The sequence below is a fragment of the Nitrospiria bacterium genome, assembly GCA_036397255.1.
Lineage (GTDB): Bacteria > Nitrospirota > Nitrospiria > DASWJH01 > DASWJH01 > DASWJH01.
In genome coordinates, this window is sequence record DASWJH010000066.1 from 23,304 (window position 1) to 49,021 (window position 25,718).

The 25,718-nt window shown below is 42.2% G+C and carries 26 protein-coding genes; 15 read left to right on the top strand and 11 right to left on the bottom strand.

What is annotated here, in order from left to right; translation table 11 throughout:
- The first annotated feature begins 207 nt into the window (after window positions 1-207).
- Window positions 208-1,662: an SLC13 family permease gene (locus tag VGB26_08820; protein HEX9757889.1), complete on the top strand. Its 1,455-nt coding sequence runs from the start codon at window positions 208-210 to the stop codon at window positions 1,660-1,662.
- Here the strand turns inward: VGB26_08820 and VGB26_08825 are convergent.
- Complete coding sequence (locus VGB26_08825) at window positions 1,659-2,180, bottom strand: DUF192 domain-containing protein (protein HEX9757890.1); 522 nt, start codon at window positions 2,178-2,180, stop codon at window positions 1,659-1,661. The genes VGB26_08820 and VGB26_08825 overlap by 4 nt on opposite strands.
- Before the next feature lie 194 nt (window positions 2,181-2,374).
- Here VGB26_08825 and VGB26_08830 point away from each other — a divergent pair, with 194 nt between their 5' ends.
- Together VGB26_08830 and VGB26_08835 are read left to right on the top strand one after the other, a co-directional pair.
- Window positions 2,375-2,848, top strand: a complete 474-nt coding sequence (locus VGB26_08830; GenBank protein ID HEX9757891.1) for a hypothetical protein — start codon at window positions 2,375-2,377, stop codon at window positions 2,846-2,848.
- 123 nt (window positions 2,849-2,971) lie between these two features.
- On the top strand, window positions 2,972-3,604 hold the full coding sequence (locus VGB26_08835) for a cob(I)yrinic acid a,c-diamide adenosyltransferase (GenBank protein ID HEX9757892.1): 633 nt from the start codon (window positions 2,972-2,974) through the stop codon (window positions 3,602-3,604).
- Here VGB26_08835 and VGB26_08840 read toward each other — a convergent pair.
- On the bottom strand, window positions 3,588-3,962 hold the full coding sequence (locus VGB26_08840) for a hypothetical protein (protein HEX9757893.1): 375 nt from the start codon (window positions 3,960-3,962) through the stop codon (window positions 3,588-3,590). The two genes, VGB26_08835 and VGB26_08840, sit on opposite strands and share 17 nt — an antisense overlap.
- Window positions 3,963-4,201: 239 nt before the next feature.
- Between VGB26_08840 and VGB26_08845 the strand changes: the two genes are divergently transcribed.
- Together VGB26_08845 and VGB26_08850 are read left to right on the top strand one after the other, a co-directional pair.
- Window positions 4,202-5,170, top strand: coding sequence for a hypothetical protein (locus tag VGB26_08845; protein ID HEX9757894.1), 969 nt, complete (start codon window positions 4,202-4,204; stop codon window positions 5,168-5,170).
- 75 nt (window positions 5,171-5,245) lie between these two features.
- Window positions 5,246-5,545, top strand: coding sequence for a protease inhibitor I42 family protein (locus VGB26_08850; protein HEX9757895.1), 300 nt, complete (start codon window positions 5,246-5,248; stop codon window positions 5,543-5,545).
- A 33-nt stretch (window positions 5,546-5,578) separates the two neighbouring features.
- Here VGB26_08850 and VGB26_08855 read toward each other — a convergent pair whose 3' ends face one another.
- Window positions 5,579-6,328: a competence/damage-inducible protein A gene (locus VGB26_08855; protein HEX9757896.1), complete on the bottom strand. Its 750-nt coding sequence runs from the start codon at window positions 6,326-6,328 to the stop codon at window positions 5,579-5,581.
- 28 nt (window positions 6,329-6,356) lie between these two features.
- Here VGB26_08855 and VGB26_08860 point away from each other — a divergent pair, with 28 nt between their 5' ends.
- The 6 genes from VGB26_08860 (at window position 6,357) to VGB26_08885 (ending at window position 13,335) form a co-directional block, all read left to right on the top strand.
- A complete protein-coding gene (locus tag VGB26_08860) occupies window positions 6,357-6,587 on the top strand; it encodes a hypothetical protein (protein ID HEX9757897.1) in 231 nt (76 codons plus the stop codon).
- Between the two features lie 181 nt (window positions 6,588-6,768).
- Window positions 6,769-7,731, top strand: coding sequence for a 4-hydroxy-3-methylbut-2-enyl diphosphate reductase (locus VGB26_08865; protein HEX9757898.1), 963 nt, complete (start codon window positions 6,769-6,771; stop codon window positions 7,729-7,731).
- 76 nt (window positions 7,732-7,807) lie between these two features.
- On the top strand, window positions 7,808-9,085 hold the full coding sequence (locus VGB26_08870) for an alpha/beta hydrolase-fold protein (GenBank protein ID HEX9757899.1): 1,278 nt from the start codon (window positions 7,808-7,810) through the stop codon (window positions 9,083-9,085).
- Window positions 9,086-9,140: 55 nt separating this feature from the next.
- Window positions 9,141-9,818, top strand: a complete 678-nt coding sequence (locus VGB26_08875; GenBank protein HEX9757900.1) for a DUF3386 family protein — start codon at window positions 9,141-9,143, stop codon at window positions 9,816-9,818.
- A 315-nt stretch (window positions 9,819-10,133) separates the two neighbouring features.
- Entirely contained in the window at window positions 10,134-12,137 is a 2,004-nt protein-coding gene (locus VGB26_08880) for a hypothetical protein (GenBank protein ID HEX9757901.1), read from the top strand.
- Between the two features lie 157 nt (window positions 12,138-12,294).
- Window positions 12,295-13,335: a hypothetical protein gene (locus VGB26_08885; protein HEX9757902.1), complete on the top strand. Its 1,041-nt coding sequence runs from the start codon at window positions 12,295-12,297 to the stop codon at window positions 13,333-13,335.
- Here the strand turns inward: VGB26_08885 and VGB26_08890 are convergent.
- The 6 genes from VGB26_08890 to VGB26_08915 form a co-directional block, all read right to left on the bottom strand.
- Window positions 13,332-13,706: a hypothetical protein gene (locus tag VGB26_08890; protein HEX9757903.1), complete on the bottom strand. Its 375-nt coding sequence runs from the start codon at window positions 13,704-13,706 to the stop codon at window positions 13,332-13,334. The two genes, VGB26_08885 and VGB26_08890, sit on opposite strands and share 4 nt — an antisense overlap.
- A gap of 125 nt (window positions 13,707-13,831) precedes the next feature.
- Window positions 13,832-14,686: a pyruvate, water dikinase regulatory protein gene (locus VGB26_08895; GenBank protein ID HEX9757904.1), complete on the bottom strand. Its 855-nt coding sequence runs from the start codon at window positions 14,684-14,686 to the stop codon at window positions 13,832-13,834.
- Window positions 14,687-14,690: 4 nt separating this feature from the next.
- Window positions 14,691-16,130, bottom strand: coding sequence for a glutamate--tRNA ligase (gene gltX / locus VGB26_08900; protein ID HEX9757905.1), 1,440 nt, complete (start codon window positions 16,128-16,130; stop codon window positions 14,691-14,693).
- A gap of 719 nt (window positions 16,131-16,849) precedes the next feature.
- Window positions 16,850-18,247 (bottom strand): NAD(P)(+) transhydrogenase (Re/Si-specific) subunit beta, encoded by a 1,398-nt coding sequence (locus VGB26_08905; protein HEX9757906.1) that lies wholly within the window; start codon window positions 18,245-18,247, stop codon window positions 16,850-16,852.
- 44 nt (window positions 18,248-18,291) lie between these two features.
- Entirely contained in the window at window positions 18,292-18,570 is a 279-nt protein-coding gene (locus VGB26_08910) for a proton-translocating transhydrogenase family protein (GenBank protein HEX9757907.1), read from the bottom strand.
- Between the two features lie 65 nt (window positions 18,571-18,635).
- On the bottom strand, window positions 18,636-19,769 hold the full coding sequence (locus tag VGB26_08915) for a Re/Si-specific NAD(P)(+) transhydrogenase subunit alpha (GenBank protein ID HEX9757908.1): 1,134 nt from the start codon (window positions 19,767-19,769) through the stop codon (window positions 18,636-18,638).
- A 429-nt stretch (window positions 19,770-20,198) separates the two neighbouring features.
- On the opposite strand from VGB26_08915, the gene VGB26_08920 reads away from it, so the two are divergent.
- Both VGB26_08920 and VGB26_08925 read left to right on the top strand, forming a co-directional pair.
- Window positions 20,199-21,386, top strand: a complete 1,188-nt coding sequence (locus VGB26_08920) for a hypothetical protein (protein HEX9757909.1) — start codon at window positions 20,199-20,201, stop codon at window positions 21,384-21,386.
- Between the two features lie 59 nt (window positions 21,387-21,445).
- On the top strand, window positions 21,446-22,045 hold the full coding sequence (locus VGB26_08925) for an MBL fold metallo-hydrolase (GenBank protein HEX9757910.1): 600 nt from the start codon (window positions 21,446-21,448) through the stop codon (window positions 22,043-22,045).
- A gap of 56 nt (window positions 22,046-22,101) precedes the next feature.
- Here VGB26_08925 and VGB26_08930 read toward each other — a convergent pair whose 3' ends face one another.
- Complete coding sequence (locus tag VGB26_08930) at window positions 22,102-22,869, bottom strand: HAD family hydrolase (GenBank protein ID HEX9757911.1); 768 nt, start codon at window positions 22,867-22,869, stop codon at window positions 22,102-22,104.
- A gap of 409 nt (window positions 22,870-23,278) precedes the next feature.
- On the opposite strand from VGB26_08930, the gene VGB26_08935 reads away from it, so the two are divergent.
- Window positions 23,279-24,085 carry a class I SAM-dependent methyltransferase gene (locus VGB26_08935; GenBank protein HEX9757912.1) on the top strand — a complete coding sequence of 269 codons (807 nt, stop codon included), beginning with the start codon at window positions 23,279-23,281 and terminating at the stop codon, window positions 24,083-24,085.
- A 121-nt stretch (window positions 24,086-24,206) separates the two neighbouring features.
- Complete coding sequence (locus VGB26_08940) at window positions 24,207-25,067, top strand: GAF domain-containing protein (GenBank protein HEX9757913.1); 861 nt, start codon at window positions 24,207-24,209, stop codon at window positions 25,065-25,067.
- 151 nt (window positions 25,068-25,218) lie between these two features.
- On the opposite strand, the gene VGB26_08945 is transcribed toward VGB26_08940, so the two are convergent.
- On the bottom strand, window positions 25,219-25,395 hold the full coding sequence (locus VGB26_08945; protein ID HEX9757914.1) for a hypothetical protein: 177 nt from the start codon (window positions 25,393-25,395) through the stop codon (window positions 25,219-25,221).
- Between the last annotated feature and the right edge of the window lie 323 nt (window positions 25,396-25,718).

Below are 25,718 nucleotides of genomic sequence, written 5' to 3' on the forward strand. Positions count from 1 at the left end.
CTTGCAATACGGGATTGGAAAAGCTTCTTTTAGAATCTCATCTCAATTTCAAAGATAAAACCCCTGACCGACAATAATTCCCCACTAACCAAAAGGTGTTGCTGACCATCTTTTTTTAAAATGAAAACAACATTTTTTTCACTTCGTCAAAAGATTGGGCTGTGGGGGGGGATTCCCTTAACCCTAATTTTTTTCGGTTTGTTCCCCATGGAAGGGTTAAGTGCAGAAGGCAAAAAAGTACTTGCGATTGCTTTTTTAATGGCCTTTTGGTGGATGACCGAGGCTATTCCTTTGTATGCCACAGCGCTGATTCCCTTAGCTGCCTTTCCTCTTTTGGGCATTATGAGGGCGGGGGATTTGGCCTCTTCCTATGGTCATCATTACATTTACTTTTTTATGGGAGGTTTTTTTCTAGCCAAGGCCATTGAAAAATGGAATCTTCATGGGCGAATGGCCCTATCCATTATTTCTTTCGTCGGAACAAGTCCTCGAGGAATTATTTTTGGAATCATGGCTGCTACGGCTTTTTTATCCATGTGGATTTCGGATACAGCTTCTACGATGGTGATGTTTCCCATCGGGTTGGCGATTTTATTCCACGTTGAAAACGCTTTAAAACTGAGCCCATCTGAAAATGATCTTGATTACAAAAATTTTGCTTCCTGTTTGATTTTAAGCATCGCTTATGCATCCTTGATCGGAGGCATTGGCACTTTGATTGGGACTCCTCCAAATATTGTTTTTGCAAGTGCCATCAAAACGCTTTATCCGGAGGCCCCCGAGGTCACTTTTTTCAAGTGGATGATGGTCGGGTTGCCGTTGACCCTTGTTTTTCTTCCCCTGACTTGGGTTTATCTGACCCGATTTGCGCTTCCCGTCAAATTAGCGGAAATTCCAGGAGGCCAGGAGCTGATTCAAAACAAACGAAAAGAACTTGGACTGATGACAAAAGGAGAGAAATTTACCTCGGTTATTTTTATCCTAGCAATTATCGGTTGGGTTTTTCGAAAGAATATAGAGGTGGGGGCATTTACGATTCCCGGTTGGGCCCCTCTTTTTGGTTTAGAAAACCATGTCAATGATTCCACCGTGGCTATTTTAGCCGCTTTAATCTTATTTATCCTTCCTGTGGATTTAAAAAAAAAGGAATTTGTTTTGGATTGGGAGCATGCCAAAGAGATTCCCTGGGGAATTCTAATCCTGTTTGGAGGTGGGATTGCCTTGGCCTCTGCCATCCAGTCCAGTGGGCTTTCCCAATGGATTGGAGAGGGGTTGGCTGTTTTAGAGGGATTGCCCATCGTTTTGGTCATTTTGGGGATTTGCTTGGTAATGACCTTTTTGACGCAAGTGACTTCTAATACAGCGATCTCCACTGTCTTTATGCCCATAATGGGTTCCATGGCCGTGGCCATGGAAGTCAATCCGATGCTGTTTATGGTTCCCACCGCGATGGCCGCCTCCTGCGCCTTTATGCTTCCCGTGGCTACCCCACCCACAGCCATTGTATTTGGGAGTGGTTACATTTCAATTACACAGATGGCCAAGGCGGGCTTAGGGCTTAATCTGATCGGGGCCTTACTCATCACGTTAGTGGTTTATCTGATTGCTGTACCCGTCCTAGGGATTTCGTTCTCTGGTTTGCCCCATTGGGTTGGATTTTAATTTTTTACTTTCCTTTCTTTAAATTGAAATCGGGTACCTAGGACAAGATGGTGGGTTTTTATCGTTCCGGATGCAGCTTCCAGAATATACTGTGCATTATGGGTGGTTCCATAAATTGGACAGGGGTCTTTTTGACAGGGGGGGGCATTTTCCTTCAATTCAATAATTTCTTTATTGGAATTTAACCAAAGAATATCCAGTGAAATAAAGCAGTTTTTCATCCAAATCCGATACCCACCGGGCTTTGGGTAAAAGAACAACATTCCTCTATCCGAGGGGAGGTCTTTGCGAAACATGAGGCCCTGTTTCCTTTTTGAAAAAGTGTCGGCGATTTCAGCATAAAGGATAGAACCCGAAGGTAAAACAAGAGTTTCAAGACCATGGGGTATGATCCCCTGTTTTTTTTGAGAGGGGTTGGGGGTAGAATATATTTCCCTTAGGCCCCAAAAACCGATAAAAATTAAGATCAGGGATATGATGAAGGTTGTGGTTTTTAGTTTCTGATTTTTCCTTCCCATTCCCTCATCCTAAGGATGGTGACCATTAATTGTCAATGGGTCTAGATCGTCTTTCGGTTTTTTTTTTTTGACTTCGAAAATTTTTTGACCAATGTGTTTTGGTTGGTATTTTCTTAGTTTTTGGTTTTTTTATAAAATTCTCGACAAGTTGGATTGGGTATAGTATATTTAAAAGTAGGTTCAGGAGTAAAGATATGCAACCTTTAATGCTGTTGGTCATGCTGGGAAGTGGAAGTGTTGTCAGAATCTCCGAGAGGGAGAATGGGGGTGTGGCCATCCATGTTTCACAGGGGTTTTCCCATAAGAAATATTTTAGGACCGCTAAAAGCTATTCCGACCTAAGGTTTCATTTATCTCCTCCTATTCCCGGAGTAGAAGGGAATGGAATATTACTTTTAAGCCGGATTTTTATGGGGTTGGAGAATGTAAGGGATTGTTTGGTTTCCGGGCCCTGTAGCAAAAAAGAGGAATTTTTTTTAATCATTGGAGAGTGTGGCATGAGCCCTGAGGGGAATTTTCAATGGGAAACAGCTCGATTTGAACCCTTAGATCTCTCAACCCTATTGACTGTTACTCCCCGCAGATGCATTTTGACTTTTCTGGAAGCCGTCTATCCTTTAAAATACCAATATCGCTATTCAGCAGGCACAAGGGAAAATTTCAGGTAAGGTAGGACTTGAACCTTTCCCTTAAATCTTGTTATCTTATCAAACGTTTTTAAATTCTCAAATCCTTTATCAAAATGAAACCATTTCATATGGCAATCGCCCTTTCCACTTTTAATTTTAAAAATGGCTATACGTATTCGTAGGGTTTATACCAGAACAGGCGATCAGGGAACGACCTCATTGGTTGGAGGTAAGAGGGTCCCAAAAGACGCACAAAGGATTGAGGCCTATGGGTGTGTGGATGAACTCAACGCTATTGTGGGAATGACACGGGCGTTTAATCGAAAAATAAAGAGGGTAGAAGCCAAAGAGGTTGAAATTAAATTGAGGGTCATACAAAATGAATTGTTTGATGCGGGAAGTGAATTGGCAACTCCCCAAGAAGTTTTTATTAAGGGAATGCCCCAGATAGAAAAGGAACAAATCAGAAGGTTGGAACAGGAAATGGATCTGTATCAAAAAGAGGTTTTGCCTTTAAAATCTTTTGTCCTTCCTGGTGGGGGAATTATCAGCAGCCTTTTACACCATTGTCGAACGGTTTGCCGAAGAACGGAACGGGAGATTTTTCGTTTGGGAAATTCAGACAAAATAAACCCTCACGTTTTTATTTATATTAATCGATTAAGTGATTGGTTTTTTGTTCTTTCCAGATGGGTTTCGAAGCGATATGGAGAAAAGGAATCCCTTTGGGAAAGGGGGCTGAGTAAAGGTCCTCCTCTATTAAAAAGAAAAAAAAAACCTATTCGAAGAAAGTAAGATCCTCCCGGTCATTTAGGATCAGATAGGCCTCGCCCCATTGTTCCGGATTTGTGAGAGACCATTCCCCCTCCTTTTCTTGGTCCCCGTCACCTATAGGCTTTAAGCGAAGCCCCCATGCCCCCCCAAAAACGAGAAACGCCTCACCATCTCCTGAATCCTCTACTTTTTGTGAATACGCGGGGCAAACTGGATTTTCTGGGTCATCTGACCAACCGGTAATTTGACACAAGGTCCCTTCAGGATCTTGATCATACATTTTAACCTGCTTTATGGGTCGGGGAGGCCCCACTGTTTTAAAGCGAATTCCTTCGGCGGTTTCACAATTTGGATTTTCCTCGATATTTAAGATCATCATAAATTCCTATTCTCAAGGTATTGTAATCTTCCTTGTTCTTTTCAGTCAAGGTAGAGTAATATGAAAATTTTCAACTCAATGTATGGGATTGTTTTTTGGGGTAAATCTCCTTAGTCCCCCCCCAATCGGTTCTTTATTAACAGGCCCTTTTAAAAGCGTGAAACCGATTGGAAAAAAGAATAGTAGAGAAAAACTTTGTATCCATCAAAGGTCCCAAATATGAGGGAACTTTTTAAAAAATGGGAAGGGAAGAGGCACAATACTTTGGAAGGGAGGGAATAGCCCGGACCCTTTTGGTGGGAACGATGGAAGGAAAGTCTTTTCTGGTTTCCGGAGGTCCTTTTCTGGGAAAAACCGCTCTTTTGCAACAGGTCTATAGAAATTTGATCGATAAAGGACCCGCCTTCGATAAATTTCCACCTATTCCGGTTTATCTATCCCTTCGGGATAGGCCCAATTGGACCCTCACTTCGTTGTCCGATTCTTTGTGCCGATTGGTGGAACGGACCCGACCGAAAGGCCTGGGGTTTGATCATTTAATTTTATTGTTGGATGATTGTGAATTTTTTATCGACCACCCGGGCCAAGATTTGATAAAGCGGTTGAGGGGTCCTTTAGGATTATCTTATTTGTGTGTTCCCTGGAGTATTGTGTGGGCGGGGAATATTGAATGGTATAAAAAATTTTTGGAAGAAAAAAGTCCTATTGGAGAAAAAGTGCGGCTGGTACCCCTCGCCGTTTTTACGGAGAAAGAGGCCCGTTCCATGTTGGATGGCATCATTCCTTCCAATAGGGTATCGTTTTCTCAACAGCAGGTATTTGATTTAACCGGGAAACACCCATTTCTTCTCCATTCCATCATTGAAACTTTGTGCCAAACCGGAAAATCCTCTTTGGATATGATTTTAGAGAAATGTTCTCCTCAGTGGGAGGCATGGTGTCAGCGCTGTTTTGACCACCTCAGGCAAGATATTGAAAAAAACACCCTGGTGGGAATTTTATACTTTCTCATTGAAAAGGGGGGGCCGGTGAATCCATCAATGGTTGGAAAAAAATTCGATTTGGAAAACCCAAAACCTTTTTTGGATAAACTGTGTATTTTGGGTCTTTTGGAACGCACGCTTCTAAATGGGGAAGCCATTGTTTGGGCCGGATGCGGTTTCTTTAATCAATGGTTTTTGCGGGTTGTCACCCAAACCAGAAAATGATAAAATGTTTTTGTTTTATCCTGGTTCGGAAAGGGAAAACGGGGTGGCTTTACCAAAGCAGGAAGGAACTTTAAGATGGACGGGGTTGCCAAAGACAAACAAAAAACAATTGAAACCCAAATTGGAAATCCATTTAAAATTAGGATATGGGAAGATCGGGACAGGGGAGAAGCCTGGGCACCGATCTTCGATGAAGAGGCGTTTATCCTATTAGATGATGATTATCAGGAAACATCAACATACAATGCTGGAATGAGGGGATTAGAGTTTGAAGCCTTAAAAATTGGAGATTTTGAAATTGTTTTTGAAAAGCGTTTGGGCTGGAAGTTTACCGCTGAAAATCGAAAACGGTTTTCAATTCATGTACTGGGGTAAATTTTTTTTTAAAACAGGTTTCCATGCAAAAACTTATTCACTTTTATAAATGAAGTTTGCTGGAAGAATGTTTATTAATTTATGAAAGGATTTATTTAATAAATTGTGGTCTTTCGACTCCAGAGTTAAGAGGACTTTATAGTTTTCTTGATTTAGGTGAGGATAGGATCCCAGCAGAAGTTCAGGAAATTCCTCCACTAGCTGATCTAGGATATGGGCGATTTCTTCTTCGTAAGCATTAACAAAAATCCGTTTGATAGAAAAGGGCATGCTTTGAAAACGGCTCTTGATTAAGGTAAATTTTTTTTGCATAATTATAGGGACCCCGGGTAGGATGAAAATATTTTCCAGATTGAGGACAGGGAATTTTCCGTTTTCCCCAAAAATCAGAACTGTTCCCTCAGGGACTTGAGCGAGTTTTTGTTGGGCCATGTTTAAAGAATTTCCATACCGTTCATGAAGGATTTGTAATAAGTCTGGATGAGGAAAAAGGCCCCGGGAGAGCCCTTTGGCAATTCCTTTTATGGTAACGTCATCATGTGTCGGTCCTACCCCCCCGCAGGTAAAAACCCAGGAGAATTGTTTTGAGGCCTGTTCTATTTCCCTTGCAATTTCATCCTCAAGATCCTGGAGAATAGTGACCTTACTCACAGTGACACCCAGTTTTCGGAGTTCGAGACATAGAAACTTTGAATTTGAATCTTCCGTTTTTCCAGAAAGAATTTCGTTCCCTATAATAAGAATAGATGCGGTAGGGTGGTTTTTGAAATGAGAGGAAACCATTTTGTTCAATTCAAGAAAGGGAGGCCCAGTGCGTTATTCTAAACCCAAGCGGGAAACTTTTGAATCCCTTCGAGCGGCTTCTCTGTTTTGCCAAAAATGTTCTCAGGCCGTGCCGGTTCGTGAAAAACTATTGTTGGTGCTTCCAGATGGTCAGCTGTTTGAATATCTCTGTAAGTATTGTGCTTCTTCGGTTGGAACGCGAAAGGAAAAGGTCCGTCAAGAAATAAAAATTCTTAAACCGGGAACCCCCAGTAGTTAGCCCGTTCAATTTTTAGGGATCATATGCTTTCCCGGGAAAGGATGTCAAGAGGGGGTTGACAAGAAAAGGTTATCCAAAAAAGATCCTAAACAGGTTCGTTTGAAGGGCCCAAAATAACTTGACTTTGGAAAGATCTCATTGTAGGGTGTTGGAAGTTTATCTTCAGGGAGAGACACAAAGAATGAAACCCGAAAAATTGATTTTAGCAAAACCCCGTGGTTTTTGTGCCGGTGTGGAAAGGGCGATTGATGTTGTGGAGATAGCTCTTCAGATCTACCCTGGCCCTATCTATGTTCGAAGGGAAATTGTACATAACAGCCACGCGGTGAAAGAGCTTCATGCCAAAGGGGCTGTTTTTGTGGATGAGTTAGAAGAGGTTCCCGAAGGTGCCCGGGTAATTTTTTCCGCTCATGGGGTTTCTCCTGAGGTTCGAGAATATGCCGAAGAAAAAAAGCTAAAGGTCATAGACGCCACCTGCCCTTTAGTAACCAAAGTGCATCATGAAGCAGTTCGTTATGCGAAGGAAGGCCATACCATTTTTTTGGTTGGGCACGAAGGCCATGATGAGGTCATTGGAACCATGGGTGAAGCTCCCGAGAATATCCGTTTGGTTGGAAATGCGGAAGAGGCGATGACATTGAGCGTTCCTAATCCTGATAAAGTTGCAGTGATTACCCAAACGACCTTGAGCGTTGATGATACAAAAGAAGTGGTTTCAGCCTTGAAAGAGCGTTTTCCTGCACTCAATGCACCTGCCAAAGAGGATATTTGTTATGCCACCCAAAACCGACAAACCGCTGTAAAACAGATTGCCCATGAAGCGGAATTGGTTCTCGTCCTGGGGTCTTCAAACAGTTCCAATTCAAATCGTTTAAGAGAAGTAGCAGAAGCCGCGGGTGCAAAATCTTACCTCATTGATGATGTCAGAGGAATCAATCCAGACTGGTTGAATGGGGTACGATGTGTTGGAATTACGGCCGGTGCGTCGGCTCCCGAACATCTGGTTGAAGAAGTGATTTCCTTTTTTAAAGAAATGGGCGTTTCGGATATCCGGGAGGTGGAGGCCATTAAGGAAGAGGTTAGTTTTGCGTTGCCCCCGGAGCTCCTAGAGGAAAAAGATCCCATCTCCTTTCACAATTCCTAAGAACCTTCTTGAAGGGGCTTGTCTCACCTCCCAGTTCCTGGTTGTCCCTTGAAATATAAATAACAGGAGCTTTCTAATGAAGGTTGTATGCGTTTTTTATTTTTCCTTCCTATTTTTCTTTTTATTTTATGACAACGGTACCACCCTGGCTACCCAGGTGGATGAAAACCAAATCAAATCCGACCTTTTCGCTTACCTTCGGGAAACCGATGAAGAAAAAACCAAACATTTAAGGAGTGAACTTTTAAAAAATTCCTTTTCTGATCTAAGGGGTGCCCTGCAAACCTTAAAACCCTCTGGACCCCTCAGGACCGGCAGTTTTCCTCATGAGAAATTAAAAGTGGGGAAGATTGAACAAGATTATTCTCTTTTTATTCCTCAGGATTATTCGCATCAAACACCTCAACCCGTGGTCATCCTTCTTCATGGAACAGGTTTTACGGGGTCCGCTTATTTGGACCGATGGGTATCCCGTTTTGGATCTGAGTTTATGGTGGTGTGTCCTACTATTTCAATGGGTGAGTGGTGGACTCCTGGAGCCGAAAAATTTATCCTTGCTCTGATAAAGGAATTAATGTTGAACTATCGATTGGACATGAACCGTATTTTCTTGGGAGGTATGTCTAGTGGGGGAGTTGGGACCCTTTTAATCGGTTCCAATCATTCCGATCTTTTTGCTGGCCTTTTTCCAATGTCAGGAGCTTTTCCAAAGGTTCTTTTCCCCCTTTTGGATAATTTAAATCCCACCCCCATGTACCTTCTTCATGGATCTAAGGACCGGGTGATGCCTCCAAAATTCAGCCAAGGGGTTAGCAAATATATGAAGGAAAAAAAGTTAAATGTCCTTTACCGGGAGCATCATTATGAACATCCCCAAGCCGGCGGCCATTTTTTTCCCGAAGAAGAGACCCAAGCTCTTTTCAAATGGTTGGCTAAACAGACCCGACCCTCCCTAAACCAAAACCTTTCCATTGTTCATGATCGTGATCATATCGGACGAAACAATTGGATCCGTGTTCGAAGAGTGGAAGATGTTGCCTCTTTTTGGGCTTCCTATACTGATCGGTCTGAAGGGGAGGCTATTAAAGCAGGACAATTTGCACGGCTCCGGGGAGAGGTGTTTGGGGAAAATCGGTTAGAGATTACGACTGAGCGGATCCGTGAATTTGAGGTGCTGCTTTCTGACCAATTGGTCAATTTTGAAAAACCCGTTGTCATCAAGGTAAACGGATCGATCCGGTTTCAAGATATTGTTAAACCCGATCCAAGGGTTTTCTTAAAAGAAGCTTATGATTGGCCGGACCCCGCGAGAACCGTTTGGGCGGTGGTCCCCATATCTTTAGGATCCCTTTAGGTTTTCATAAGTTTTGTTAAGGATCATAAAAAATTAGACTCAAGGAGGAATTGGCATGATGAAATATGAAAATAAAAAAGAAGAGATTAAAGTTTCAGATGAACCAAAGGCACGTGAGCTTCTTCGTCAAGCTTTTGAAAATACCTATCGGTGGACAAAAGAATTTAAAGGTTTTTCTGCTGATTTGACTGTGGTGGACAACGGAAAAAGTTTTTCCGGGAATGTTACGGTACAGACCCCGCAGGAAGTGAACCTCTCCCTTCCTGATGAAGCCCTTCAAACTTGGGCACAAGGACAAATTGGAATGATGGCTGTTCATCGGGGTCCCCGGCAATTTGAAGAGTCCGATGGCCGTTATGTTTTAACCCTGGGGGGAGATGATCATAACCCCTTGGGACAACTGCTTCTGATTCACGGGGACGGGCTCAAATCCAAATATCGAATTAGAAATGGGCAAATCACTCAGATTAATCGAAGCATGGGACCCGTCCGATTTACCATTAATGTTGAAGATTCCTTAAAAACTCTGAACGGAAAACATTTGACCACTCGGTACACGGTATTTTATTTTAACCCACAAGATCATTCTATAAAGCAGGTTGAGAGTTATACCGATCACCATGCCATTATCGATACCCTTTACCTCCCCGGAAAAAGACGAATCATCTTTGTAGAGGGGGGTGAGGTTAAGGTAAAAACGATGGTATTTGAGGGCCACAGGTTCTTGTCATAAGGATTGTCATTTACGATTTTCGTTGAATTTGCCGGATGTCTAATAATCAAATTTTTGGTTTAATATTGGCTTTTTTCGGGGTTTTTGATTTTTTCCTCTTACCAATGTTATTTCAAAGGTTGTGGAAAAAAGCCCAAGTGGACCCGACGTGGGGTAGGGCCGCAATGATCCTGGTCCGGGCCGCGGGTGTCATTCTCATATTTTTTGGGATCTCATATTATTTTTTTGGGCAACTTGAATAATTCCTTTCAATGAGTCAATGACCCACCTTTTTAGATAATCAGGGTTTTTCCAGTTTTTTTAGGGTAAGTCAAAATGAAGAGATTAAAACCCAGGGTTCGAGTTAAACGAAGGAATATTCAAATTTTCGGTTGGGTCCTTTTCCTTTGTTTGTCCACTATGGGATTTCCCCAGGGGTGCGAGGGACCTCCTCTTCAACAACTCACCCAATTTAAATATCTTGCCGACCAGGAAGGTTTTGATCAACCTCAACAAGGGGAAGTCACTTTGTATCGAACCAATGGACCCGTTGGAGGGGGCAGTGTCCAAGCACTTGCAAAAGGACCGGATGGGACTATTTATGCAAGTATTTTCGGGGATGGCATTTACAGAAGTATGGATGAGGGAGATTCCTGGAAAGCGGTAAAAAAGGGTCTCAAGGATCTTTTTATTTTGAGCCTTATGGTAGGGCCGGACCATACAGTTTACGCTGGAGGCATACGAGGTGGGGTTTTTATCAGTCATGATCAAGGGGCAAAATGGGTTTCTAGTAACGACGGATTAACCAATACCCAGATCCCGGTTCTGGTTATGGATCAAAATCAAGATATTTATGCGGGAACAGGTAAAGGGGTTTTTATCAGTCAAGATGGGGGAAAACGCTGGAGTCCGGCAAATAAAGGTTTAGAAATGGACCTTGTGCGGTCAATTGCTGTGTCTCAGGAAGGAACCATTTTTGCCGGAACGGCCGGCGGGGGAATGTTTAGAAGTGGAGATAGAGGGAAAAATTGGGTAAAAATGAATCAAGGTTTAAGGGATGACGAGGGTCTCCGGGAGAATTTTATTCGGGTTCTTACCTTTGATGAAAAAAGGAAAGCCCTGTTTGCCGGGACTTTTGGTGGCGGGATTTTCCAAACCCCCACCCAAGGAGAGGTTTGGGAGGACCTGAATAGGGGACTAGGTAATTTGTCGATTCGGGGGATTATACTTTCTGGGGAACACAGTATTTATGTTGGAACAGGACAGGGGGTATATAACAGTTCAAATCGTGGGAAAGATTGGAACCTGATTAGTCAAGGAATGGAAGAGGATAGTGTTCAAAGTATGCTTTTAGGGAAAAATGAAACTCTTTTTGTTGGAACTCCCGTAGGAATGTATAGGAAAAAGGTTGGTGAAAAAGATTGGGAATATCTTCATAAGGGGCTTTTATATCAGGTAGTTCAATCAGTGGCGGTAAACGAAGAACGGGGGTATTATGCTGCCACCGGAGGGGGGGGAGTTTATCACACAAAAGATTTTGGGAATTTATGGTTCCAGATGAATCAAGGTTTAAAAACATCGGAGGTTTTTTTTCTGGCTCATGACCGATCACGTACTCTTTATGCGGGAACCAATGCAGGAGTTTACCTGGCCAATCGGGCCAAAAGGAAATGGATTCTTTTAGATGAAGGGTTAGGGCCCCAGGCGATTAATTCGTTTATCATCACCGGGGATGACGTTTTGTTTGTGGGAACAGCCAAAGGGTTGTTTAGCCGTAGTGCTTCTGGGGTTTCCTGGAATCCGGTGGAAATAGAGGGTGAGCAGAAAAAAATAAAAGGCCTTTCAATGGATTCTGACGGGTTTCTTTATGGTGTGGGGGAGCAGGATATTTTTAAAAGAGAAAAAGGGAATGAATGGACCAAAATTCTTTCAAACCCACTTCCAAAAGACATTGCTGGAGTTTCTGTAGTGAATGATGTTTTTTATGCCTGGAACCAGAAGGCCGTTTTCAAGGGTGAGCTGAATAATAAGGGACGCTTGGGTTGGAAAGATATCAGCCTTTCTTTCGATTCCTCCCTTTCTTTTTTGACCCTTGCCGTTAGGGAAACAACAAAAAATAGCATTCTTTATCTTGGAACGACCAAAGGATTATTTTGGAGTAAGGACGGTGGAACCGTGTGGAAGAAAGCAAAGGGGTATCTTCCTGATGCTCCGATTTATAGCATTTCGGTTCCCTCTGACGGTATCCTTCTTGTGGGAACTGGGGATCGGGGTGTAATGATTGGGGCAGATTTGGTCTCTGGGAACCTTCTGCTTGGAGGGTTTTCACAAAAGTTGTAAAAACTTTTTTTTAAATCCTTCCCAGGATTGTATTTCCTTTATTGAATCCCCAACATATATCTTTTTTATTTTTATTTAACCCAGAAGAAATAAGAAAACGGTTTCCATTGAATTGGTTTTAGCGGTGTGGTTTAAGGGATTTTTTTGTGGAGGATGTGTGAGGCGGAAATCTTTTTTTCAAATTTTTTTCTCCCTATGGATCTTGCTTTTCTTTATCGGGTGTAACCGACAGCCAACCATCACCGCTATCGCCATTCATCCCAGCAAATCCAGAATCGTGTATGTAGCAATGAAACAGGGAGTTTATAAAACCCGAGATAGTGGAAAAACATGGTCTCCTATGAATGAAGGATTAGAAACGTCTGATGTTAGATCATTGGCCATCGATCCGATTCTTTCCTCTACGGTTTATGCCGGAACATTTGCTGAAGCCATTTTCAAGAGCGTTGATGGAGGTCAGCAGTGGCATCGGGCTAACATTGGTTTAAAAGAGCATGTCTCAGTGGTTAACAGTATTGTCTTTCATCCTTTTGATCCTAACGTTTTATTTATTGGGACCACCGTTGGTGTTTATAAAAGTACCAATGCAGGAGGAGAATGGCATGAAACTGTAAAAGGGATGGAAAGTGTTTATGTTGTACCAATTATTTTTTCACCGAAGGATTTCAATACACTTTATTGTGGAACCAGTGGTGGGATGTACAAAAGCTTGAATGCTGGAAAAACCTGGATCAAAATAAACGAAGGATTAATTGAAGGGGAGGTGGGGACCGCGATGAGGTTAGGGGTAAATTCAATTGTTTTAGATCATCAGGATCCCCAACGATTATTTATTGGAACAACCAATGGGATTTTTACCACTTCTAACAATGGGTTAAGTTGGGAAACATCCAGTTATGGTTTGAATAGTGGTGCAAGGTTTGTTGCTTCGGTCCTAATCAATCCATTGGATAACAACCTTTTATTTGCGGGAACCGGAAAAGGGATATATAAAAGTCATGATAGGGGTCGGAATTGGACTCTTTCGAGTAGCGGGTTAACCCACATGGTTCTAAGGTCAATGGCAATGGATCCAAAAGATCCAAAAACGATTTATGCCGGGACCCAAGGGGGTTTGTTTATGACCAGAAATGGTGGAGAACAGTGGACCCTGGTGGATGTTTTAGGAAAAAATAAGGAGCAGGAGGAACAACCTTAAAGTTTATCCATATGTTCCTTGGCTTTTTTGATTCGGCCCAGCGCTCTTTCCCCATGCAGGAGGCAGTCTTCCTTGTGTCCTTTTCGGCTATGCACAATAACCGATTCTATCTCGTCCAATACTACCTTTAAATGTCGAATTGAATGGTTTCCCTCGGAAAGTGTGGGGGGAATGGCTTTTTGCGTCTCTTTTGAAATATTTTTTATTCTTCTTGCCACAGAAGCCATTTCTTCCAATTTCCCCTCTTTACCCAAAACCATCATTTTCTCTCCTTCATGGATTAACCTATCAATTTCTGCTTTGGCAAAGGTGATATTCCATGAAGGGTTGGTGGGGTCGGATTGACAAGCCGTTAAAAAAAAACAAATCAAAAGAATTCCACCCCTCCATGTTTTCCTTCCTGGGAGGGAAAGTTTGCTTTTTTGTGTGGACATTAAATTCGAGCATTTCCGCATAAAAAAATTCTTGTTCCTCTGAATTATAAACGTTTTTCCTTTTAGGATATTGACTTTGATTTTTGACTTTGAAGGGGATTGTTTCCCTTAAGGATGGATAAAATGTCCGACGCCACTTCTTCCACTGCCCGCCCGGTAACATCCAGTATATGCCATCCTCTATTTTGGTTATATAGTTCTCTGCAATAATCAAGTTCCTGGGAAACCAAGCTCAAATCCGCATACCCTGTTACGCTTTGTTTTAATTTCCTAAGGCGAGCCTGACGAACCTCCATCAAACGCTCTGGATCAATCAGTAGGCCAACAACACGTGAGGGTTCAATCAAAAATAGATCGCGAGGGGGGGGGAGATTCAAGATAATCGGAATGTTGGCGACTTTAAAACCGTAATGGGCCAGATACATGGAAAGGGGGGTTTTTGCAGTTCTGGAAGCCCCAACCAAAATAATATCTGCTTGGTCAATGGTTGGAAGATTTTGTCCATCATCATGTTTTACCGTAAATTGAACTGCTTCGATACGAAGAAAATATTCCGTATCGACCTTATGGAGAAGGCCGGGGAGAGATTGAGGGGAGGTTCTAAGAAAACCTGCCATGGTGGTGAGAAGAGGGCCCATCAGGTCCACTGCAGGGATTTCATGGGCAACCGTTCTTTCCCGAAGTGCTTTTCGAATATCATCAGAAACCAAGGTGTAGAGAATAAGACCATTTTCCGCCTTGGCTTTTATGAGGATATCTTCCAGTTGTTGCTTGTTCCGGATATAACGGTGGCATGTAACCACGGTTCGAGTATGGGTAAATTGGGAAAGGGCCGCTTGGGTCATCCGTTCGGCGGTTTCACCAGTGGCATCGGAAACCACAAATATATGACGGGCTTTTTTTGGGGTTTTCTCCATTAACTTACATTGCCTTGTTCTGTTGAATTATATTTGTGGCCATTTCTAAACGATTCACCGTTTCTTTTTGCCCTATGAGGCATAATACGTCATAAATTCCGGGACTCACGGTTTTTCCGGTAAGGGCCACTCGAAGGGGTTGAGCCAATTTGGCCATTTTTACACCAAATTGAGCCATGATTTCCTTGAAAACGGGTTCTAAGGTTTCATGAGAAAAGGGGGTTACCGTTTCAAAACGTTCTTTTAAAGCTTGGATCAGGGAAAGGTTTTCGCGGGTGAGAAATTGGCCTTTTGCTTTTTCTTCCATGACAGGTTTTTTGAAAAAACAAATGGCCGAGTTTGCCATTTCGGTTAATGTCCGGGAACGCTCCTGCAGGGCTTTAATGATCTGTTCGGTTCGGGGGTCTTGCTCAATTTCATTTTGAGATATATCTCCTTCTTTTGCAAGAAAAGAAATGAAAAGCTCTTTTAATCGTTTTGGTTCTCCCGTTTTAATATAATGGGCATTCAACCAGATAAGCTTTTCGGGGTTGAACACCGCTGCAGAAGAACCCACCTGCTCAAAAGAGAATTTTTCAATCAGTTCTCGAATGGAAAAAATTTCTTGGTCTTTGTGGGACCAGCCTAGTCTGACCAGGTAATTGATCAAGGCCTCTGGGAGAAACCCTTGGTCCCGGTACCATTGAACCGAAGTGGCCCCATGTCGTTTTGATAAACGGTTCCGGTCAGGGCCTAAAATCATTGAAAGGTGAGCAAACTTTGGTACCGGATAACCGAAGGTCCGAAACAGTTGTATTTGTTTTGGGGTATTATTGAGATGATCATCTCCCCGAATCACATGGGATATTTTCATGTCTCCATCGTCTACCACAACAGAAAGGTTGTAGGTGGGGGTTCCATCGGAGCGGAACAAAATGAGATCATCCAAGGTACTGTTTTCGAAGATAACCTTTCCTTTAACCAAATCATGGATGACTGTCTGTTCGTCGGGATTATTTTTAAAGCGGATGGCGGAGGTTTGTTGTGAAGGGGGAGATTGGAGGTTTCTACACCTCCCGTCATATCGGGGCGGTTTTCCTTTTGAAATGGCCTCTTTCCTTCTTTGCTCTAACTCCTCAGGTAGGCAATAACACCGGTAAGCTAACCCTTTGGATAAAAGCTCCTCTACTTTTGATCGATAAACGCTCAACCGATCGGTTTGCAAAACATGTTCAGAGGGCCATTCTGCCCATGGGTCCCAGTTTAAACCCAACCATAACAATCCTTGGGTGATGGCCTCAATGGCTTCGGGTGTGGAGCGGGACCGGTCCGTATCCTCTATTCTCAGGAAAAACTTTCCCCCATGATGTTTTGCAAAAAGCCAATTGAAAAGGGCTGTTCGAACACCTCCAATGTGGAGAAATCCGGTAGGGCTGGGGGCAAAGCGGACACGAACGGCTTCCATGGGATTATACCTTTCTTTCATTCCAAATTATGACACGGGCTATTTTGAAAGTAAAGAGACCCTTTATTTAGAACAGGAAATTATTATCGGAAGGGTCTTATTCCCCATCGCAAATTTTTTTTATTTGTTTTACCTGGTGATAAAATGCGTTGTCCTCAAGAACCGGCTGAAAGTTAAGGAGGGGAATTTCTTTTCCTAAATCAACCCATGATTTACATCCCTGGAAATGAGGGAGCATTGGGATTTGTACAGGGGATGATAGTTTGTAAACACGAAGAAGCAAAACTTGAATGCCTGGAATTTTACCCCTGGAAAATCTGTTTTTTATTTCATCTATAGAAAATATGTGAAAAGGTTCCAACTTTTTTAAAAGGTTTAAATTTTTGACCCAAAAAATCCCTTTTGAATTGGCATACGTGGTAAGAGTGAGGACGTCGAATTTTGAGCCTTTTTCCAAATGTTCTCGCCCCACTGTGATTCGTTGCTGGTGAAGATGGGTGGGGAACATAAAAAATTCTTTATGCTCTAGTGAAAAAAGATTCTCCTGGTCTGAGAGGCCCCCTTTACGCAATAAAATAATTTGCTTTCCTTGAGTTAAAGCCGATACAACCATGGCCCACTCTTTGAGTGCAAACCTGTTTTTTTCTTTCATAGCAGGAAAAAGAATAAAGGGGAGGGTCTAACCAGAAAAAAGTAAGAAAAAAAATTGAAAAGGTATTTTAAAGGTTCTTGAGGGCCCCTACGATTTCTTCAACGGTTTCCTTGGCACTTCCAAAAACCATCATGGTATTATCCTCGTAAAAGAGTTTATTGTCTATCCCCGCAAACCCTGTATTCATGCTCCTTTTTAAAACCATAACGGTTTTTGAACGATTTACTTCTAAGATAGGCATTCCATAAATTGGGCTATCTTTATCGGTTAGAGCCCCCGGATTAACAATATCGTTTGCCCCAATGACGAAGGAAACATCGGTAGAAGAAAAACTTGAATTGATGTCCTCCATCTCAAAAACGCGGTTGTAAGGAACATTGGCTTCGGCCAATAGGACATTCATATGTCCAGGCATTCGGCCTGCAACCGGGTGAATACCAAAGGTGACCTTGATTCCCCTAGCTTCTAAAAGGTCAAATAGTTCCCGGACGGCATGTTGCGCGTGAGCTACCGCCATTCCATATCCAGGGACAATGATGATCGACTTTGCTGCACTCAAAATATAGGCTACATCTTCCGGGCTGCCACTCTTTACACCTTTTTGAGCGGCTTGTGCAGCGAGAGAAACTGCCGCAGTGGCTTGATCCCCAGTTCCGAATCCTCCAAACAAAACGTTTAAAATAGAACGGTTCATTGCTTTACACATGATGTAACTGAGGATGGCTCCAGAGGATCCCACTAAGGCTCCTGTGATGATTAAAAGGTTATTGGAAAGAATAAAACCGGTTGCGGCGGCGGACCACCCTGAGTAAGAGTTCAGCATAGAAACCACTACCGGCATATCAGCCCCTCCAATGGGAATAATTAAAAGGACCCCTAAGGCAAAAGCAATTGCGGTCAAAATGAGAAAAGGGGTGGGGTCTTGAGAAAGGGAAAAGTAAATTCCAAAACCAATCATAATCATTCCAAGGAGAAGATTTATTAAGTGTTGCCCTTTGAAAACAGTGGGCTGGCCCCCCACCAGTCCTCGTAATTTAGCAAAAGCCACCAAACTACCGGTAAAGGTAATAGCCCCAATGAAGGCTCCGATAAACATTTCCGCGAGCATATCCAGGGGAATAGAGGTTCCCATTTCTTGGTGGTCATAAAAGACGGCGGCCGCAACCAGAACTGCAGCCAGCCCTACAAAGCTATGAAGTAGGGCCACCAATTCAGGCATGGAGGTCATTTGAATCTTTAGGGCCAAGGCGGTCCCGATGGTGGCTCCAATTAAAATGCCTACAATGAGGAGAGTATAACTTTCGATTTTTGGATCTAGAATAGTTGCCCCAATAGCAATGATCATTCCAATAATTCCGGAAATATTCCCTTTACGTGCCGTTGCGGGTGAACTTAGACCCTTCAAACCCGATATGAATAAAACCGATGCGATTAAATAGGCCAGTGAAAAGACGCTTTCAGACACTTTATACCCTTCCTCATTTTTTAAGATTTTAGAACCGATTTATTTTATTTTTTCTTAAACATTTGCAACATTCTCTGAGTGACAATAAACCCTCCAAAAACGTTGATGCTGGCCAGGACCACTGCCACAAATCCTAAAATCGTGCTCAACCTCATTTCCTCTGCTCCTACGGTGAGGAGGGCACCCACCAGGATAATCCCGGATATGGCATTGGTCACGGACATCAGGGGGGTGTGCAAAGCGGGTGTTACCTTCCAAATGACCTGCCAACCCACAAAGATGGCTAGAACCAAAACGGTTACTCCTTCCATGAATGTCTCCATTGATTAATCTCCCGTGATAAATGGTTTTGAAAACGCGACTCTTTTTTAAAAGAAATGAGGTCCTGTTAAGTTGGGGGGTATCTAACCTTGCCCTCGTGTGTGACTAATGAACTTGAAGTGATTTCGTCCTCTAGATTTAAGATCGCATCCTGTTTGGGAAAAAGGTGAAATAAAAGATTAGCCAGGTTTCGAGCATAAAGTTGGCTGGCATGAACGGATAAGAGGCTGGGAACATTTACCTTTCCGATGATGGTTACCCCGTATTTGGTCACCACTTTTCCAACCTCGCTAAGGGCGCAATTTCCCCCCTGCTCAACCGCAAGGTCCACAATGACGGAGCCAGGCTTCATATCTTTGACCATCTCTTCGGTAATCAGTAGGGGGGCGGGTTTTCCCGGAATTTGGGCTGTTGTGATTATGATGTCTGAATTTTTTACATTTTTATGAATGACCTCTTTCTCTTTTTGGTAAAACTCTTTTGAAAGCTCTTTTGCATAACCCCCGGAGTCCTGGGCCTCCTCGTGGGTAACACCCATATCAATAAAATCCGCCCCCAGACTCTCAACTTGCTCTTTTACAATGGGGCGGGTGTCGAAAGCTTGCACCACGGCCCCTAGACGTTTTGCGGTTGCGATGGCTTGAAGTCCTGCAACCCCAGCACCTAAAATTAAAACCTTGGCGGGTGTTACGGTCCCGGCCGCGGTCATCAATAAAGGGAAAAATTTACTAAAAGCATTTGCGGCTTCAATGACACTTTTGTACCCTGCAATATTGGCCATTGAGCTCAAAGCATCCATATTTTGTGCTCGGGTTATCCGGGGAATGAGCTCCATGGAAAAAGCCGAAATTTTTTTGGATGACATTTGCTGGATTAGGTCTAAATTGGTTGCGGGTTGAAGGAAGGCAATGACAACGGATCCTTCTTTTGCCATTTGAACTTCGTGTTTTCCTTCCTCCTTATTTTGTGTGGGTTTTTGAACCTTTAGAATAATATCCGCTTCAGAATATAAGGAGGCTGCATTTGTCCTAATGGTTGCTCCCGCTTTTTCATAATCATTATTTGAGATGAAGGATTCTTCCCCAGCATCCGACTGAACCAGAACTTCAAACCCTTTTTTAATCATTTTTCCAACTGTTTCTGGCGTGGCTGCGACTCTTCGCTCCTCAGCCGTGATTTCTTTGGGAATCCCCACTTTCATATTTGGTCTACCTCATTCCGTGAAGTGTTTTAATTACCCTAAAGAACTGTTGAAAGCCTTGAGTTTTTCTCAAAATCCAATTTAAAAAGTTAAAAAACTACCAAATCCAAGTACTTCTCGTCAACACAAATATTCCGAAATATTGGAATCTTTTATAAACATAGGTCAGGTTACCGGAAACCTGGAGAGGGAATGATTTTCCACAATATGCATTTTGTGGGGGGGTGTTGGGAAGTCTTTTTCCTTATATTTTCTTAGGATTTGGAAGGGTTTTTGGGGTTAAAAACCTTTAGGCCGGGAGGAGCATTTTGAAATCAAAGGTTTATCTGCTTTCCCTTTTTTTCCTTGCTAAACAAAGAATTTGGCATGGTTGTTGCCTATTGAGATGGATTGGAGTAAAATAACTCAACAATAAGGGGGAGCGGTCCCATGAAAAAACAATTTATTTTCCTATCCCTAGGCCTTCTTTTTCTTGTGTTTTCATTGGGCTGTGGAAATGGGGGCGAATCCAATAGTGTCATTCAAGGGGCCGGTTCCCCAGTAAATTCCTCAACTTCAGTGTGTATGACGGGTAGTCCATTTATCAAGGAATGTTCCATTCCCGCAGATGAGAATGGTAATTTTGTTTCCCCTTATGGTTTAGCGAAGGATGAGACAAAAAACCTTCTTTGGTTTTCTGCTGATATTTCTTCACATGAGGAATCTCCTGATATGCTTGGTGTTTTTGATCCCATCAATGAAATTTTTCCAAATTGCCAGACTGCAAAAGATGCTTGTCGAATAATATTTCCCACTGCCTCAAACCAGTCTCAAAATCAACAAATTCCACCTGATCCCAAAAGTGTCCAGCCAAGAGGTTTGATTTTTGATCCCTTCACCAGGAAAAACTGGGTTTCTGGGTTTGGGACAGGGGTAATCGAACAAGTAGGTTTCCGAAATGCCTCGGAATTCCCAATTCCCACGCTAGATAGTGGGCCTTTAGGAATTACGTTGGACTCAAAAGGAAAGGTTTGGTTTACAGAAAGCTTAAAAGATAAAATTGGGCGACTAGATCCAGCTGTTGCCAATACCGGTGTGGGAGTGGGAATCGACGAATTCCAAATATGTCAAGGACCCTCGGGAATTGATGTCGATAGTCAAGATAATGTTTGGTTCTCCTGTTCCACCTCCAATCAAATAGGAAAATTGGATTCATCAAATGATTTTTTCCCAACCTTTTACCTTATACCGACAACCACCAGTTACCCCGCGGGGGTTGCAATTGATTCTCAAGACCGAATATGGTTTACCGAAGAAGATGGGAATAAAATTGGTTTATTTGATCCTTCTAAAAATATCGGGAAGCAATTTTCCGAGTTTATTCTTCCAAATGGGGGTTCCCCACGTGGAATTACCGTTGACCCCGATACAAATGTTGTTTGGTTTACGGAATATCGGGGAAATCGTATTGGAAGGTTGGACCCCCAAGCATCAAGCCCGGGGACAACTGATGGGTTTACTGAATTTCAAATTCCCACATTGAATAGTGGTCCCACCTCGATTTTGATAGATCAAGATAAGGTGGTCTGGTTTTCGGAAACCACCGCACAAAAAATCGGTAAACTGACGACCCCTTGAATATTCCCCAGAACAACTCTCCCCCCGAACTATGGATCAGGCAGATGCAATTGGGTCCCATGCAAAACTTTGTCTATCTGCTGGGTGACCCAGGGAGCCGGACGGCTGCGGTTGTAGATCCTGCTTGGGATATTCCTTTTGTTTTGCAGGAATCCGAAAAAGCGGGTTTAAGAATCACCACGGTTCTGGTTACCCATACCCATCATGATCATGTGAATGGACTTGAAGAGTTGGTTGAGAAAACGGATGCGCGGGTTTTTGTGCATAGAAAAGAGGCGGGAGTATTAAAGGCGGTACTTCCTAATGTCAAACGAATTGAAAGTGGCGAGGAAGTTTCTTTGGGTGGTTTCAAGGTTCAGTTCATCCACACTCCGGGTCATACCCCGGGTTCCCAGTGTTTTTATGTAGAGAACCGTCTGATTGCAGGGGATACCCTTTTTATAGGGAGTTGTGGCCGTTATGACCTTCCCGGAGGCAATGCGGAAGATATGTTTTGGAGTCTTACTAACCAGTTAATGAAGCTTCCTGATCCTACAATCCTTTTTCCTGGTCACAATTACGCTGACCACCCAAGTTCGACACTGGCTTATGAAAAAACTCATAATCCTTTTCTTCAATTCCAAACCCTGGAATCATTTCTTCAGTTTGGAAATAAATAAATAACCCCCCACCAAGTTAAAAACATCCTCTTTTTTTATATTGTGGGACCTTAAATTTAGGGATAATTCCCTGAGGTTAAGAGTATGGGAAGATCAATGAATTTTTTTAAATAATAGTCCGGTTTAGGATAATCGGGAGGAAGAGGGTGATCGGCGTTTTCAATCCAGGCCACTTCCATTCCAATATTTTTGGGCCCAAGAATATCCAAATCGGGCGTATCTCCAACAAACAACGCTTCCTCGGGGGTTACGCCTAAGCGTTCCAATGCGGTGGTGAATAGAATAGGGTGGGGTTTGCACCAACCCACTTCATCTGAGAACAAGATGGTTCTAAAATAGGGCAACAGGTTATATTCTTCCAAGATTTGATAACCCGTTGGGGCGTGGTCAAAGTTTGAAACCAAAGCCAAAGGAAACATTTCACTTATTGATTTCAGAATTGGGAGATGGTCCATTGGAAAGGTCACACAGGTTTTAATCCAATTCATGTGTTCTTTATTAAAATGGTTTGCGATTTCCTCTGCCCCATTTCCTGAGGGTAAGGAAAGCCGATGGGTTACCCGCCGAAAGCGCTCCAGAGAATTGACTTCCCGAAAATCTTCATCTTTTGTTTTTTTTATTTCTCTTCTGACTTCGAAAAGGTTTTGGCAAAAAAACTCCAATGGGATTTCCGGATAATATTTGGCCAGAATATTATAAAGTTCTCCCGCTGTACTGGAATATTCCAAACCATTGACACGGGTACGGGGAAGTTTCTTTTCATCGAAAAGAACCACCGTTCCAAAAAGATCAAGAAGAATCGCTTTATATTTAGATTTAGGCATAAAGGAAATTTGGTTTTTTCTTTTTAGAGGTTATATATTCCGGTTTTCTAAGGTTTTAAAAACCTATGATGGCAATTAATGGTTTTTATAATACCTTCTATTTTCCTTTTTCGTCAAATCTGTATTTTAAAAACAAAGGAACCCAGGGAATCTTGGGGTCTTTTTTAACTCAAAAGTTATTTTAAAAAAATACCCCGAAGGCTTAAATAGGGCCATTGATTAGGAAAATGGAAAGGTTGTTTTTATAGGAAATTATCGTTCTTGTTTGAAAAAAAAGTTTATGTTAGGATTGCGCACGAAATTTAAAAGGACAATCGGGAGACCTTTTTATAAAAATTCCTCTCTTTCTTTTGGGTTCGGTCTTTAATAAACGGAGTGGATGGGCCAGTAAAAGGTTGAAGGAGATTTTATGGGAGAAGGTGCAATCCAGGAGGTTGCTCACACCTATAATCAAATGGCCAAAAATCTTGATTTGATTGTTTCTAAAGTTCCTTTTCTGGTCAATTCTTATCTTCTTTATAACAAATTAATTCCTAAACTTACAAAAAATGGAAGGTTCAAACGTGTTTTAGATGCAGGGTGTGGAAGTGGTCTTCAAACCATTCAATTGGCCAAATGTGCTGAAGAGGTTATTGGGTTGGATATTGCGGCAGGCCTGATAGAGCTTGCCCGGAATCGCTGTATGGGGTATCAAAATGTCTCGTTTGTTACTGAAAGTATTACCAAAATACCTTTTGAAAATGAGAGCTTTGATGCGGTTTTTTCATATGGGGATGTGGTTAGTCATATTCGGGAAGATTATGAGAATGCCATTGGGGAATTAGCCCGTGTGGCCAGGCCCGGAGGGTTGGTTTCTTTTGAAGTAGATAACAAATGGAACTTTAATCTGTTATATCATCCACTTGAGCTTTGGGATGCCATGACCCATTGGAGAAGGGGGCATGATAGCCGGATATGGAACGGTATGTGTTTTAAAACGTTTACCTACCCTGAACTTCAAAAAATTCTTACAAAATATAACCTTAAACCATTGGAATTTCACGGGCATAATATTTTTGCATCCCTGGTCCCTGACCGGTTTGCCCTTGAAGAGGGAGAGCGAAGTATATTTGGGGAATTAGCCCTTTGGCTTGGAAAACTGGATCAACCCCTATCTGGAATCTTTCCTTTTTACCGCCTTGGTTATAATATTGTGGTGGTGACTCAAAAAAGTTAGACTTTTTTTTCCGTTTTTATTTATAACTTTCTAATTTTATTGATTTATTGACAGAATAGAAGTTTACGTTAGAATAGAAAAAGTGGATTTTCTTTAAACTGACTTGAGGAATTTGATTTTGTTGAAATTTCAACAAAAAATTTTCAAGCAATCGGCTTTAAATTTGGAAAGTCTAAATCAAGAGGACCGGAACCTGTTTCTTTTTTCAATGTTTTTGGTTCTCCTTCTATCTCTTTTTATTCTTTCCATTTTTCTTCCACATTCGCTTGGAAATTTAGACGATTCCACTGTGAAACCTAATGTTCTCGTAACCATTCTGACTCTTTTCGGGGGGATTATAATTTTTTGCTGTGCTTATCTTTTTTTTGCTAATCGAAAAATTGGAATTTTAAGACAGACCCTGATTGAAGAAAGTACACGTTTAGAAGGATTAAAGCAGCGGGTGGAAGAATTGTCGGCCTTGTTGGATGTGAGTAAAACGTTGACGAGTAGGGGGGGGGTTCGGGCCGTGATGAACCTCTTGGTGATAAAGGTCCGTGAATGTTTGAAGGCTGATTTGGTCACCTTGATGTTGGTGGAAGGGAATTCAAACCGATTGGTCACTTACGCCGCCTCGGGTAATAACGAAAAAGAAGCCATGGGTAGGGAAATTGAAAAAGGAGGAGGATTTGAATGGGAGATCATGTGGGCCGGGGAACCCCTGAGTTTTCCCAATGATATTGGGGATGAGAATTTTTCCCATTTAGAAATTCCCGACAAAACCTGCATATTGGGTGTCCCTTTGAAATTAGATGATTCCCCCATTGGTGTATTGATAGGGGTAAGGTACAGTGGAGAGAAATGTTTTTCAGAACCAGATCTCAAACTCCTTTCAATTTTTGGAAATGATGCAATCATGGCTATTGAGAAAGAAATTTTTCATTATAATAAACAAGGGGTCAAATCCGGAGAAAAAACGGAGTTGGAAGGTTTTCCCGATTAAAAATTCTCAAACATTTTTGGATCATTTTAATAGTTAAATTCCCTTCACTAAGGTCTAAGAAAGATTCCTCCTTATATTGGATTCATTTACATAGAAAAAATTATGGACTCGAATTTTTTGGAAGAACCCTTTTGATGGGGAGGGTTTTATTTCAATCTTCTGATTTTTTGACTTGGGAAATCCCCGCCATGGGTAAAGCCAAAAATTGAATGGCGGTTTGCAAATGGACCTCCTCTTCGGTAGATCCCACCAACCGGCCCTTGTAGGCAATTCCATTGCAGGTAACCTCAATGGATTGGTCTTTTAAGGATTCTAGCTCATCTCTCATGATCATGGTTATTCTCCCAAGGGGTTTTTGATTTTAAATTAAATATTGGAACCCATGAATTCTCCTTCTCTGTAATGTAATTGAAGGAATGCCTTTTCTCATTGAGAATACCAGATGGGTTTCAAGGAGGCAAGATTTTAAGGTCGGTGGTCTTTATGTTGTCTTTTTTAGCTTAAATATAATGGGTCTTCGTGTAATCGAGTGGGTAAAAATTGTTAAAAAGTGTTTAAGGTCCATACAGGGCAAGGGTCAAGGCAAAGTCATTCTGTGGTTGAAGCCTTTGAAGTATTAGAGGTTCCTGCAAAATCCAGTTCGTCATTCCC

Coding starts and splice junctions, on each gene's coding strand:
- VGB26_08820 (HEX9757889.1), top strand. CDS start 208: ATGGAAGGGTTAAGTGCAGAAGGCAAAAAAGTACTTGCGATTGCTTTT.
- VGB26_08825 (HEX9757890.1), bottom strand. CDS start 2,180: ATGGGAAGGAAAAATCAGAAACTAAAAACCACAACCTTCATCATATCC.
- VGB26_08830 (HEX9757891.1), top strand. CDS start 2,375: ATGCAACCTTTAATGCTGTTGGTCATGCTGGGAAGTGGAAGTGTTGTC.
- VGB26_08835 (HEX9757892.1), top strand. CDS start 2,972: ATGGCTATACGTATTCGTAGGGTTTATACCAGAACAGGCGATCAGGGA.
- VGB26_08840 (HEX9757893.1), bottom strand. CDS start 3,962: ATGATGATCTTAAATATCGAGGAAAATCCAAATTGTGAAACCGCCGAA.
- VGB26_08845 (HEX9757894.1), top strand. CDS start 4,202: ATGGGAAGGGAAGAGGCACAATACTTTGGAAGGGAGGGAATAGCCCGG.
- VGB26_08850 (HEX9757895.1), top strand. CDS start 5,246: ATGGACGGGGTTGCCAAAGACAAACAAAAAACAATTGAAACCCAAATT.
- VGB26_08855 (HEX9757896.1), bottom strand. CDS start 6,328: ATGGTTTCCTCTCATTTCAAAAACCACCCTACCGCATCTATTCTTATT.
- VGB26_08865 (HEX9757898.1), top strand. CDS start 6,769: ATGAAACCCGAAAAATTGATTTTAGCAAAACCCCGTGGTTTTTGTGCC.
- VGB26_08870 (HEX9757899.1), top strand. CDS start 7,808: ATGAAGGTTGTATGCGTTTTTTATTTTTCCTTCCTATTTTTCTTTTTA.
- VGB26_08875 (HEX9757900.1), top strand. CDS start 9,141: ATGATGAAATATGAAAATAAAAAAGAAGAGATTAAAGTTTCAGATGAA.
- VGB26_08880 (HEX9757901.1), top strand. CDS start 10,134: ATGAAGAGATTAAAACCCAGGGTTCGAGTTAAACGAAGGAATATTCAA.
- VGB26_08895 (HEX9757904.1), bottom strand. CDS start 14,686: ATGGAGAAAACCCCAAAAAAAGCCCGTCATATATTTGTGGTTTCCGAT.
- gltX (HEX9757905.1), bottom strand. CDS start 16,130: ATGGAAGCCGTTCGTGTCCGCTTTGCCCCCAGCCCTACCGGATTTCTC.
- VGB26_08910 (HEX9757907.1), bottom strand. CDS start 18,570: ATGGAGACATTCATGGAAGGAGTAACCGTTTTGGTTCTAGCCATCTTT.
- VGB26_08915 (HEX9757908.1), bottom strand. CDS start 19,769: ATGAAAGTGGGGATTCCCAAAGAAATCACGGCTGAGGAGCGAAGAGTC.
- VGB26_08920 (HEX9757909.1), top strand. CDS start 20,199: ATGAAAAAACAATTTATTTTCCTATCCCTAGGCCTTCTTTTTCTTGTG.
- VGB26_08925 (HEX9757910.1), top strand. CDS start 21,446: ATGCAAAACTTTGTCTATCTGCTGGGTGACCCAGGGAGCCGGACGGCT.
- VGB26_08930 (HEX9757911.1), bottom strand. CDS start 22,869: ATGCCTAAATCTAAATATAAAGCGATTCTTCTTGATCTTTTTGGAACG.
- VGB26_08935 (HEX9757912.1), top strand. CDS start 23,279: ATGGGAGAAGGTGCAATCCAGGAGGTTGCTCACACCTATAATCAAATG.
- VGB26_08945 (HEX9757914.1), bottom strand. CDS start 25,395: ATGAGAGATGAGCTAGAATCCTTAAAAGACCAATCCATTGAGGTTACC.